11 protein-coding genes are annotated in these 12,205 nt (G+C 52.2%); 7 read left to right on the top strand and 4 right to left on the bottom strand.

All coding sequences use genetic code 11. The features are described from left to right. Positions 1-24: 24 nt before the first annotated feature. The 3 genes from NSS95_RS08550 to NSS95_RS08540 are packed head-to-tail and all read left to right on the top strand — an operon-like array spanning position 25 to position 2,913. A complete protein-coding gene (locus tag NSS95_RS08550; RefSeq protein WP_035184634.1) occupies positions 25-1,146 on the top strand; it encodes a M20/M25/M40 family metallo-hydrolase in 1,122 nt (373 codons plus the stop codon). A 6-nt stretch (positions 1,147-1,152) separates the two neighbouring features. Continuing rightward, on the top strand, positions 1,153-1,680 hold the full coding sequence (locus tag NSS95_RS08545) for a chemotaxis protein CheW (RefSeq protein WP_081106226.1): 528 nt from the start codon (positions 1,153-1,155) through the stop codon (positions 1,678-1,680). Positions 1,681-1,698: 18 nt separating this feature from the next. Continuing rightward, positions 1,699-2,913 (top strand): DNA polymerase IV, encoded by a 1,215-nt coding sequence (locus NSS95_RS08540; protein ID WP_061565213.1) that lies wholly within the window; start codon positions 1,699-1,701, stop codon positions 2,911-2,913. Between the two features lie 70 nt (positions 2,914-2,983). On the opposite strand, the gene zwf is transcribed toward NSS95_RS08540, so the two are convergent. Further along, the gene (gene zwf / locus NSS95_RS08535) at positions 2,984-4,483 is read right to left on the bottom strand and encodes a glucose-6-phosphate dehydrogenase (protein WP_035188026.1); all 1,500 of its coding nucleotides are present in this window, start codon (positions 4,481-4,483) and stop codon (positions 2,984-2,986) included. Positions 4,484-4,752: 269 nt separating this feature from the next. Between zwf and rnz the strand changes: the two genes are divergently transcribed. After that, positions 4,753-5,670 (top strand): ribonuclease Z, encoded by a 918-nt coding sequence (rnz, locus tag NSS95_RS08530; protein ID WP_014098089.1) that lies wholly within the window; start codon positions 4,753-4,755, stop codon positions 5,668-5,670. 40 nt (positions 5,671-5,710) lie between these two features. On the opposite strand, the gene proC is transcribed toward rnz, so the two are convergent. After that, the gene (gene proC, locus NSS95_RS08525) at positions 5,711-6,538 is read right to left on the bottom strand and encodes a pyrroline-5-carboxylate reductase (RefSeq protein WP_061565212.1); all 828 of its coding nucleotides are present in this window, start codon (positions 6,536-6,538) and stop codon (positions 5,711-5,713) included. A 500-nt stretch (positions 6,539-7,038) separates the two neighbouring features. Between proC and NSS95_RS08520 the strand changes: the two genes are divergently transcribed. The 3 genes from NSS95_RS08520 (at position 7,039) to NSS95_RS08510 (ending at position 9,561) form a co-directional block, all read left to right on the top strand. Further along, positions 7,039-7,836, top strand: a complete 798-nt coding sequence (locus tag NSS95_RS08520) for an SDR family NAD(P)-dependent oxidoreductase (RefSeq protein ID WP_014098091.1) — start codon at positions 7,039-7,041, stop codon at positions 7,834-7,836. A 151-nt stretch (positions 7,837-7,987) separates the two neighbouring features. Further along, the gene (locus tag NSS95_RS08515) at positions 7,988-9,223 is read left to right on the top strand and encodes a DNA polymerase IV (protein ID WP_014098092.1); all 1,236 of its coding nucleotides are present in this window, start codon (positions 7,988-7,990) and stop codon (positions 9,221-9,223) included. Then, complete coding sequence (locus tag NSS95_RS08510; protein WP_026683304.1) at positions 9,220-9,561, top strand: YolD-like family protein; 342 nt, start codon at positions 9,220-9,222, stop codon at positions 9,559-9,561. The genes NSS95_RS08515 and NSS95_RS08510 overlap by 4 nt, the downstream gene beginning before the upstream one ends. 150 nt (positions 9,562-9,711) lie before the next feature. Here the strand turns inward: NSS95_RS08510 and NSS95_RS08505 are convergent, their stop codons facing one another. Next, positions 9,712-11,121, bottom strand: coding sequence for a LysM peptidoglycan-binding domain-containing protein (locus NSS95_RS08505; RefSeq protein ID WP_340713853.1), 1,410 nt, complete (start codon positions 11,119-11,121; stop codon positions 9,712-9,714). Positions 11,122-11,195: 74 nt separating this feature from the next. After that, complete coding sequence (locus tag NSS95_RS08500; protein ID WP_026683306.1) at positions 11,196-12,119, bottom strand: alpha/beta hydrolase; 924 nt, start codon at positions 12,117-12,119, stop codon at positions 11,196-11,198. Positions 12,120-12,205 lie beyond the last annotated feature (86 nt).

Genomic DNA, 12,205 nt, shown 5'->3' with positions numbered 1-12,205 from the left:
CATATACATATTGGAGGTTTTTCCATGGTGAATGAAGAACGGTTAGTAAAAGAATTTTTTGAACTGGTTCAGGTGGATTCGGAAACCGGACATGAAGAAGAAATTGGCAAGGTCTTAAAACAAAAATTTGAAGGCCTTGGCCTTGAAGTATATGAGGATGATACAAAAGCAAAAACGGGGCACGGCTTTGGCAATCTGATCTGCACATTGAAAGGCAATGTTCCTGAAGCGACGCCGATTTATTTTACTTCCCATATGGATACCGTCGTTCCGGGGAAAGGCATCAAACCGTCCATCAAAGACGGCTGGATCCAATCAGACGGCACGACAATCCTCGGATCTGACGACAAAGCCGGGCTCTCCGCGATGTTGGAAATGATCCGGGTATTGAAAGAAGACCAGATCCGCCACGGGGATATCCAGTTTGTCATTACTGTCGGCGAAGAGTCCGGTCTGGTCGGTTCGCGCGCGCTCGATCCGTCGCTGTTAAAAGCAAAATACGGCTTTGCCCTTGACAGCGACGGCCCGGTTGGCACGATTGTGACGGCTGCCCCGACGCAGGCCAAAATCAAAGCAACCATTTTAGGCAAAACCGCCCATGCCGGTGTGGCGCCGGAAAAAGGGGTCTCCGCGATCACCATTGCCGCAAAAGCGATCGCAAAAATGCCGCTCGGCCGCATTGACAGTGAAACGACCGCGAATATCGGGCGCTTTGAAGGCGGTCAGGCAACCAATATCGTTTGCGACCGCGTCGATATTCTGGCGGAAGCCCGTTCACTCGTTCCGGAAAAAATGGAAACACAGGTTGCCAAAATGAAAACCGCTTTTGAACAGACGGCACTGGAAATGGGCGGAAAAGCGGAAGTCGAAGTGAACGTCGTGTACCCGGGATTTAAATTCTCAGACGGCGACCAAGTGGTGGAAGTGGCCAAAAAAGCAGCAGCAAAAATCGGCCGCGAGAGCAAGCTGGAGCAAAGCGGGGGCGGAAGCGACGCCAACGTCATTGCAGGATTTAACATCCCGACGGTCAATCTCGGCACAGGGTATGAAGAAATCCATACGACAAAAGAAAGAATTCCGGTTAAAGAACTGGTCAAACTGGCTGAGATGGCGGTTGCCATTGCGGAAGTGGCCGGCGGGGAGTAACAGGATTTGAGGCGGAAGCGGGATAACCGCTTCCTTTTTAAGAAAGGAAGCGATCAGTTGGAAGCGCTCAATAAATATATCATTTTTAAAACGAGGGAAGAGGAGTACGGCATTCATATTGGATCGGTCATTTCTGTTGAAAAGGCGCAAGCAGCCAATCCCGTCCCAAAACTGCCTGCATTTGTACGGGGCATCATGAAGGTGAGGGATGAACTGATCCCGATTATTGACGTCGAACATTGTTTTTACCAGACACCGCTTTCCTCCATAGAGGACGCCCGCATGATCGTCGTCCGGACAGAAGCCATTCCGGTCGGCCTGCTCGTCAAAGAGGCAAACGACATTGTGGAAATACAGGAAGAAGAGAAAAAACAGATCGGCCTTGCCGGCTACGGGCGGACAAATTATTTTACGGCTGTCGCCAGTTTGAAGGACAGGCTGATTACCATTATGGATGTCGATTTGTTTACGGCGTCGCTTGAAGGGATTGCAGACATTGCCGCTTATATGAAAGAAGCGGCCGGAAATTCGTGAGCGCCGGAGTGGGTGAAGATGAAAGCATTTTATCCGAAAAAAGGCCGTGTCATTTTGCATGTCGATATGAACAGTTTTTTCGCTTCGGTTGAAATGGCGGAAAACCCTGCGCTTAAAGGGAAGCCGCTGGCCGTTGCCGGGAATCCGAAAGAACGGAAAGGCATCATTGTGACGTGCAGTTATGAAGCGAGAAAATTCGGTGTAAAAACGACCATGCCGGTCTGGGAAGCAAAAAAACGCTGCCCGGATCTTTTAATCGTGCCACCCCGTTTTGATCTATATAAAAAAGCATCCGCCAAAATGTTTTCAATCCTCCGCGCGTATTCGCCTTTGGTCGAACCGGTTTCGATCGATGAAGGTTATGTGGACATTACCGGCCTCGAGGAACTGGGGACGCCGCCTGCCATTGCCGAATCGATCCAGCAGCAAATTCTTGCGGAACTCGATTTGCCGTCAAGCATCGGGATCGCCCCGAATAAATTTTTGGCGAAAACAGCGTCGGATATGAAAAAGCCGATGGGCATCACCATTTTAAGAAAGCGGGATATTCCCCGTTTATTATGGCCGCGGCCGTTGATCGAGATGCACGGTGTAGGCGGCAAAACGGCGGAAAAGCTTAACGGCTGTGGTCTTTTTACGATCGGCGATCTGGCGCATGCGGATGATTTTCTTTTAAAGCAGCTTCTCGGCATCCGTGGCATCCGTTTGAAAGAAAGGGCGAATGGAAGAGACCCGCGTCCTGTTGATCCCGAATCCGTAAACGTCACCAAAAGCGTTGGGCGGATGGTGACGCTATCTGAGGATACGGAGGATGAACACCGGATCGATGCCGTGCTGAAAAAGCTTGCGGATGAAACGGCGGAACGGATGAGAAAAAAGGAGGTTGCGGCAACCAATGTGGGCATCATGATCCGTTACGCGGACCGGAAAACGGTGACGAGGAGCAAAAAAAGCGGAGGGCCGGTTGAAAGCGGCGATGCGTTGTTTCAAGCCGCCCGCACGCTTTTTATCCGGAACTGGAACGGGCAGCCCGTACGCCTTTTGGGCATTACCGCCTCCGGTTTAACGGACCGGAAGGCGGAAGCAGAACAGCTGAGTCTGTTTTCATATGAAGAAGCAGCCAAAAAAGAGCCGCTGTATGAGGCAATCAGCCGGCTCCGCAAGAAATTTGGGGAGCAGATTATCCAAACCGGGAGAGAAGCGGGAAAGCGGCCGCCGGATCCCCGCGGTTAATTACCGGCTTCCGGCACGTCCCATAAAAAAGGAACACGCGCAAAGATGGCGTGTTCCTTTTTTAACAGGTTCAGCAGTTCCCAACTTCCAGATCTTCCACCGGCCACCAGAAGAAGCCGTCTTTTTCCAGCAGTTCATCGGCTGCTTTCGGTCCCATCGAACCGGATTTGTAATTTGGGAATGTAATCGGCTTGTTTTCCCACACTTTTGAAATATTATCGACAAAGCTCCACGATAAGGCGACTTCATCCCAATGGGTAAAGTTGGTTGCGTCGCCCATCAAACAGTCATGAATCAATTTTTCATAAGCTTCGGGCGTATTAATGCCGTTTTTGCTGCTGCTTGCAAAGCTGAGCTGCACAGGGGTGGTTTCCATATGCTGGCCCGGTTTTTTGGCGTTCAGATGAAGCGAAATCCCTTCTTCCGGCTGGATATGGATGACAAGCAGATTCGGGTTCAGTTCATGATTTGTATTGTAGTACAAATTCATCGGGATATCTTTAAACTGCACGACAATTTTCGTCGATTTCGCCGCCATCCGTTTGCCGGTGCGGATGTAAAACGGCACGCCCGCCCATCTGAAATTATCAATCATCAGTTTCCCGGCGACAAACGTTTCGGTCCTGGAATCCGGCGCTACATTCAGCTCTTCCCGGTAACCCTGGACTTTTTTGCCGCCAATTTCGCCCGGACCGTACTGGCCGCGCACGAAGTATGCCGGCACATCTTTTCCTTCAATGGTGCGCAAGGCACGCAGCACCCGCACTTTTTCGCTCCGGATTTCGTTTGTTGTCAGGCTGATCGGCGGTTCCATTGCAAGGAGCGCCACCATTTGCAGCATATGGTTTTGCACCATATCCCTGAGCGCCCCGCTCGCTTCGTAATACCGCGCCCGTTCTTCCACGCCAAGCATCTCGCTTGATGTAATCTGGATGTTGGAAATATAACGATTGTTCCAAAGCGGCTCGAACAGGGCGTTGGCAAACCGGATGACCTCGATATTTTGTACCATCGCTTTACCTAAATAATGGTCGATTCGGTAAATCTGGTCTTCTGAAAAAGATTTCCGGATCTGGCTGTTCAGCTGTTTCGCTGATTCGAGGCTATGCCCGAAAGGTTTTTCGATGACAAGCCGTTTAAACCCGTTTGTAGCGGTAAGCCCGTCACTTTTCAGATGGTCCGAAATCGTCCCGAAATATTCCGGGGCCATCGCCAAATAGAAGATCCGGTTGCCTTCCAGCTGGTACTTTTCATCCAGTTCATCCGCTAATTGCTTCAACTGTATGTACGAGTTGCTGTCTGTCACATCATGCGGCTGATAGTAAAAATGAGCGGCAAACGCTTCAAGCTGTTCCGCATGTTCTCTCGCGCTCAGAACGGAATCTTTTATATGCGCACGGAAGATTTCGTCCGTCCATTCCCTTCTTGCCGTGCCGATCACAGCGAAATGCTCTGACAGCCTGCCTTTCCGGTACAAATTGTACAGGGAAGGAAACAGCTTACGCTTCGCCAGATCACCTGTTGCGCCAAAAAGCATAAATAACGATTTCGGTGTCTCAGTTGTCTGCATCTTTCTTACCTCTCTTTGTTCAAAAAATCACGATTTAAGGCCGGCCTGTCTCATGATACGGTTATAGTTTGCCTTGTTGCAGCCATTTCATTTCAAAAGCAGGGAAAAATCATTTTTTTCCGCTTTCCGGCCCCATTTCATTGTCACTATATTCTAGACTTTCACGGGCAAATACGCAAATGATATGCAATAGTTTCCTTTCCGTAAAATTATGATAAGATAGTTCTATATGTGCGGCCGGGATCCGGCAGGAAAGGGGGGAACATCATTTGGAAATTTTATTTTTGGGAACTGGCGCGGGCGTACCTGCCAAAGCAAGAAACGTCACGTCCATTGCGCTCAAATTGCTGGAAGAACGAAATGCCATCTGGCTTTTTGACTGTGGGGAAGCGACACAGCACCAGATTTTGCACACTGCGATCAAACCGCGCAAAGTTGAAAAAATTTTTATCACCCACTTGCACGGCGACCATATTTTCGGGCTTCCCGGCTTTCTTGGGAGCCGGTCGTTCCAGGGCGGGGATGGCCCGCTTACCGTTTACGGCCCGAAAGGCATAAAAGCGTTTGTGGAAGTTTCCCTGAAAGTGAGCGAAACCCGTCTGAAATATCCTTTGGAGATCATCGAAATTGAAGAAGGAACGGTATTTGAAGACGACCGCTTTACGGTTTGTGCGCTGCGGCTTGATCATGGGATCGAAAGCTTCGGCTACCGGATTACCGAAAAAGACAAACCGGGCGCGCTGGATGCGGATCGATTGAAAAAAGAAGGGATCCGCCCGGGCCCGGTTTACCGGCTGCTGAAAGAAGGCCGGACGGTAACATTGGAAGACGGTCGCGTGATCAGCGGAAAAGATTATCTCGGCCCGGCGAAAAAGGGGAAGATCATTGCCATCCTTGGCGATACAAGGCCGAATGAGGCGGAAATCCGGCTCGCAGCCAATGCCGATCTTCTCGTTCACGAAGCAACGTTTAACAAGGAGAGCGGGCAAATGGCGCATGATTATTTTCATTCGACAACGGCGGACGCGGCGCAAACGGCAAAGCAGGCGGGGGCAAAACGGCTGCTTCTTACCCATATTAGTGCCAGGTACGGAAAAGAAGACTGGCCGGCGCTTGAGCAGGAAGCGCAAGCTTTATTCCCGGACAGTCTGCTTGTCCATGATTTGATGGAAGTGCCTGTTTTGTAAAGCAAAAAAAGCGGCTTGCCTGCCGCTTTTTTATTGCCGGTTATTCTCTTGCGGGTTCTTTCCCTGCGTTCGATAACTCATTTGCTCGCTTTGCAGCTGCTTTTACACAGTCAATGAAAGCTTGTTTGACCTCGCGTTCGTCAAGGACGCGGATCGCGGCTTCTGTGGTGCCGTTCGGGCTTGTGACAGCTTTCCGGAGCGCTTCCGGCGGTTCGGCTGAAGTTTTCAGCATTTCTGCTGCGCCGATGATCGTCTGGAGGATAAATTGTTTTGCCGTTTGTGCGTCGAGCCCGATTTCTGCAGCTGACTGCTGGAGCGCTTCGGCGATATAATAAATATACGCCGGTCCGCTTCCCGAAAGCCCTGTTACAGCATCGAGCTGTTCTTCTTTTACGGCCGTAGTCATGCCGACAGCCGAAAATATGGCAAACGCCCGGTGCCGGTGCTGTTTTGTCGCAGCGGCGTTAAAGGCAATGCCGGTTGCCGACAGCCCGACTTTCGCCGATGTGTTCGGCATTGCGCGCGCAACGGGAATATGCCGGCCAATCTTGTTTTCGATAAACGGAATGGTGATGCCGGCCGCTACCGAAACGAGCAGGGTGTCCGGAGATATGAGCGGACGGACCGATTCGAGCACATCTGGGGCATCTTTCGGTTTTACGGCTAAGATGACCGCGTCCGGGCCTTCGAAAAGCTGGTCGAGGCCGTCTGCAGCCCGGATGCCGTATTTCTGTTCCAATGTGCGGAGCCTTTTCTTGTTCGTGCGGTTATGGGCGCGGATGTCCCAGGCTTTTACGATTCTTTTTTCAAGCATGCCAATGATCATCGCTTCAGCCATGGACCCGGCGCCAATAAATGATATTTTCATGCAAATGCCTCCCTTCAAAGTAAAAAACCCCTTCATCCGTAAAGGACGAAAGGGCATGTTCCGCGGTACCACCTTTATTGCAGGAATTCGATCCTACACCTCATTTGGTTAACGGTTTTCATCCGGTTTGGTTTTGCCAAACAGCTCACAGGCAGGTTCGGCCGGGCAGCGGATGGCGGAGTTTTCCAGCCTGAGAACCCCGCTCTCTTGCATCATGCCCGGCTTACTGGTCCTGGTCACAGCCGGTCGCTTATCAAAATGGTATTACTTATTATGAAGAAAAATCGGGGAGTTGTCAAGAGTGATTCCGTGAATTTTCAGATAAAAAATCCGTGCCCGGCCATTTTAAAATGGTACCAGGCGTGCTGCCGCAATGAACGCGGCACGGGAGGAAGCATGAAAATCGGCCGGCACCATTTTTCAGAATAGGCATCCATGCCGCGGCAAATGGCACCAGTGGAGGAATGAAAATTTTCAAGATAGAGGGAGAAGATGGAAACATGGCAAATAAACGGATCCGGAAGAAAACGATCGTGATTACCGGCGCTTCCGGCGGCCTCGGGGAAAAAATCGCCTTTGCCGCCGCCAAAAACGAGGCTAACCTTGTTCTGCTCGCCAGAAGCCTCGGCAAGCTTGAAAAAATCAAGGCGGAGATCGAAGCAGCTTACCAGGTTTCGTGTCTGACCGTTCGCTGCGATGTAGCGGAGCACGGCAAAATTCCTGCTGTTTTTGAATCGATTTACAACCGCTGTGGCCAGATTGATGTGCTCGTGAACAATGCCGGTTTCGGCGTTTTTGATGAAGTGCAGGATATCCGCATGGAGGATGTCAGGGGGATGTTTGATGTCAATGTCATCGGGCTCATTGCCTGCACCAAAGCGGTCGTCCCGCATATGCAAAAAAACCGTGCCGGCCATATTATCAATATCGCTTCCCAGGCGGCCAAAATGGCGACCCCAAAATCAAGCGTCTATGCGGCCAGCAAGTTTGCAGTGCGCGGCTTTACGGACAGCCTCCGCATGGAAATGGCGCGCTTTGGCGTCTATGTGACAGCCGTTCATCCCGGCCCGGTTGCAACCGGTTTTTTCGACATCGCCGACCGGTCCGGCACCTACCGGAAAAATATTGAAAAATGGATGCTGGATCCCGAAAAACTTGCAGAAAAAATAACGGATACGATGCTTGTAAATCGGCGTGAAATCAATGCGCCAAAATGGATGAATGCATCCGCTACCATCCATGCGCTTTTCCCCGGGCTTGTGGAAAGGCTCGGACGGCAGGCTTTCTTTAAAAAATAGCAGCCGGTGTGATGCGCGTTTTGGAAAAATATAACCCCTCTGCCTAAAAAAACAATTGGCGAAAGAACGTATATTCGTTTATAATGAGGAATAGAATAAGAACTATAGTTCGTGTTGTTTGCTTAGTTTCTAAGGTAAGAGGGGTTGAAAGATGAGCCAGCGTGTGATTTTTCTCGTCGATATGCAGTCTTTTTATGCAAGTGTGGAAAAAGCCGATCATCCGGCGTACAGGGATAAACCCGTGATCGTATCGGGGGATCCGGCGCGCCGGTCCGGGGTGGTGCTCGCTGCCTGCCCGCTCGCGAAAAAGCGCGGCGTGAAGAATGCGCTCCGCCTGTGGGAAGCGCAGCAGCTCTGCCCGGATGCCGTTATTGTTCGGCCGCGCATGCAGCGCTATCTCGATGTATCGGTGCAGATTTCTTCGATTCTTGCCCGCTATACGGATATGGTTGAACCGTATTCCGTTGACGAGCAGTTCATGGATGTAACGGGCAGCAGGCGACTGTTCGGAGAGCCGCGCGAGATCGCCGCGCAAATCCAGCGGGACATCATGGAAGAAACCGGCGTGTATGCCCGCTGCGGGATCGGGCCGAACAAAGTGCTGGCCAAAATGGCGTGCGACCATTTTGCGAAGAAAAACAAAACCGGCATTTTTGAACTGGATCACCATCATCTCAAAACGCATTTATGGCCTTTGCCGGTTGGCAGGATGTTCGGTGTCGGCAGCCGGATGGAGCAGCATCTGAAGCGGCTCGGCATTTATACAATCGGTGCGCTTGCCTGCTTTCCACTTTCTGTTTTAAAAAAACGGTGGGGGATTGGCGGCCAGGTACTGTGGGAGACGGCAAACGGCATTGATGAGTCGCCCGTCTCGAAAGAATCGCACGTCGGACAGAAAGCGATCGGGCATGCGATGACGCTGCCGCGCGACTACGCCGATTTTGAGCATGAAATCAAAGTTGCCCTTCTTGAACTTTGCGAGGAAGTCTGTTTCCGGGCGCGTACTTCAGGCGTCATGGGCGCTTGTGTTTCGGTCGGCTGCCAGGGGGCGGATTATGCCCATCCGTCCGGCTTTCACCGCCAGATGACGCTTCTGGCGCCGACAAACGGGACAATGGACGTTTACCGGGCGGCGTGCCGGCTGTTTCTTTCGTTTTGGGACGGAAATCCGGTCCGCCGTATCAGCGTCGGGCTGTCGCGCCTGTCGCGGGATGATATCCGGCAGCTTGATCTGTTTGAAAACAGGGAAGGGGAAAGAAAGATTGGGTATGCGGTCGACCGCATCAAGCAGAAATACGGTTCCGGCGCCGTCATCCGCGCCGTGTCGCTGCTTGATGCCGGCCAGGCGCTTGAACGTGCCAAAAAGATAGGAGGGCATTACAAATGAGCGGATACCTGCAGCGCGGTAACAAACTTTGGGAAGGGTCACGCATGTTTTTGCCCGAGCATAAGCAGGCACTTTTAAAATGGCAGAAAGAACAGGAAAAACAGGCAAAGCCCGAACTCGATGAGCAGCAGCTTGAAGAGATGAACCATATGCTCATATCTGCCTGCCGGCTGCGCGTGCCGGTTACGGTCCGTTTCTTTGAAGCGGGAAATTTCTTTACCGCCACCGGTACCATTACAAAATTCCGGTCGCTCGAAAAAAAGCTGGAGCTGGCAGGGGAGACAGGGGAGCGGATATCGATCAAACTTTCCGCGGTGACAGAAGTGGACTGGGCATGAAAAACCGGCAAGCCTGAAAAAGCCTGCCGGATGGATTTTCGTGCGGGCGATGCAGAAAAATGCAGCACCGGCGGTTTGGACGCATCCTGTTGCAGCAAGAAGCAGCATTTATGAAATCAATCTTAGGGCATCCGTACGCTTTGTTGCGGATTACCGTTTTCTTGCCTGAATGAGTGCCTGCTGTACGACCCAGTTTTCGGGAAACGGGTTGCCGAGCACCCAGTAGCTGATTCCACGCAGCCCGTATTCGTTTAGCAAATTGATTTTTGCCCGCATGCTGCGCGCATCTTCAAACCAGACTTCATGCTGCTGGCCTGATGCATCGGTGTAACGGAAATAAGGCGCCTGGTCGGTCGGGTGGTAGCGGATGTCAGCCCCGTACCGTGCCGCCAAGGAAAGGGCTTCATGCGGGCTGATCGTGCGCGCCGTTGTGCCTGCGCGCCACGGGATTCTCCAGTCACGCCCGTAAAGCGGCGCCCCCATCATAATTTTATTCCGCGGAATGACAGTAACGGCATAATCAAGGACACGCCTCACTTCAGGAATCGGGGCGATGGCTCGCGGCCTGCCGCCGGCCCATCCCCATTCATACGTCATCAAAATGACAAAATCAACGATGGCCCCGTGTGCGCCGTAATCGTGGGCTTCGTAAAGCAGGCCCGGCTGCGTGCCGGAAATTTTCGGCGCAAGCGCAGTCGAGACGAGCAGTCCTTCCGGGCGGAACCGGCGGGCGACGCGCCTGAGAAACGCCGTATAACGGTCGCGGTCTTCCGGATACACATATTCAAAATCAAAATTGACTCCCCGGTACCCTTTTTGCCTTATCGTGACGAGAAGATTGCTGATCAAAGTTTCCTGCAATGCTTCATTGCGAAGCAGCCGGGCAGCCAGATCGGAGCTAAATCCTTCCGAGGTGAAATTGGCCAGGATTAAAAGCGGAAGGACGCCGTTTGCTTCCGCTGCCTGAAGGACGGAGCGGTCGTTGAGCGGCGTCAGGCTGCCATCTTCACGGAACGTATGACGGAAAGGGGACAAGTACGTAAAATAAGGCCCAAGCTGGTAAACTTCAGCGGTGCCCGCAGCGCCGAACCCGGTTGTATAGGCATTGACTTCTTTCACAGGGCGGCGGGGTGCGGGTATACGCAGCACCTGGCCGACGGAAAGAGCCGTGCCGGGAAGCCGGTTCGCCTGCATAATGGCCCCCATGTCCGCCCCGTAAGTACGGGCAATGCCGTACAGAGTTTCACCCTGTTTTACCGTATGGTTTCGGTAGGGGATAAAAAGCACCTGCCCCGGAAAAAGCGAGGCGGGATTGCGGAGTTGGTTGGCGTTTATAAGCGCTTGTGCCAAAACGCCGAGGCGTGCGGCGATTGTGCCGAGCTGGTCCCCTTCCTGGACGATGTACTGAAAGAATCGGTCGGGAATGGCAAGCGCCTGGCCGGGAACGAGCGGGGATGATGCAGTCAGCCCGTTTGCCAAAAAAAGCTGGGCAAGATCGGCATCGAGGCGGTTTGCAATCCGCCAAAGGGTATCGCCTTGCTGTACGGTATAGATTTCCATCATGGACACTCCCTGTTTTGATAGGCTCCTATACCATATTCAGCAACATGGGCGGACGTTCGCAAAAAATGGCATTAAAGCTTACGGGACGCCGCCATTTTTTCAAGAAATTCATCAATCACCTGTTCATACTGTTCGCGGTTTAAGTTGAGCGACTGGGCGTGGGCGCCGTTTTCGGCAATAAACAGCTGCTTCGGCCCTTTTTTCTTTTCATAAAGCGCTTTGGTCATCCCGGGCAGAATGTAGTCGTCCTTGGCGCTGTGGATAAAGAGGACCGGCTGTTTGATCCGGCCGACTACATCAATCGGCGACACACGGCGGAGCGAGTAGCCGTCGCGGATGCGGACAAAAAAATCGGCAAGCGGAAAAAACCATTTTCCGGGCAGCCGCGTTTCCCGCGTAAATTCCCGGATCAATTGCGCCCGGAACGAGGAAAACGGGCAGTCGGCGATGTAAAAATCGGCGCGGCCGCAAAGCTCGCCGGCATACAGCAGGAGCGTGGCGGCGCCCATTGATTCGCCGTGAATCCCGAAAAAGATGCCGTCCCCTTCGCGCCTGAGAAGTTCATCTGCCACCGCTTTTAAGTCATGCTTTTCATAGTATCCGTAGCTCGTTGTACTGCCGCCGGATTCCCCGTGGCGGCGGTGGTCGTAGAGGACAGCGTTAAAGCCCCGCTTCAGGAACAGGTTCATATATTTAACGGAATTCATTTTGTTTTCCGTCACGCCATGGCAAAAAATCATCCATTTTTTCGACTCGGGGAACGGTTTCACAAAAACCGATTTGAGCTTGTAACCGAATGGGGACGGAATCAAAACTTCTTCTTTCGGCAATGATTCGTACGCTTTAAGATCCAGCCTTTTCGCGGCCACTTCTCGGCTTATGACGAGGCTGTCGTCTTTTTTTCGGATATGCATCACCCGCTCTGACATGTAAAAGCCGAGCCCGCCTGCAGCAAGCGCCGCCGCCGTGGCGGGCAGGGAAAACCATTTTTTCATCAAAATCCCTCCGCATGTTGAAGTAAAAAAGGATGCCGGATGCGGTTTAATAAGCGGAAAGAAAAAACCGGCGCAAGTTTCCGGTT

It is taken from the genome of Weizmannia sp. FSL K6-3076, from assembly GCF_038007245.1.
GTDB classification, from domain to species: Bacteria; Bacillota; Bacilli; order Bacillales; family Bacillaceae_C; genus Weizmannia; species Weizmannia faecalis.
The sequence above is the reverse complement of the archived record's forward strand: the minus strand, read 5'-3'. Positions and strand labels throughout refer to the sequence as shown.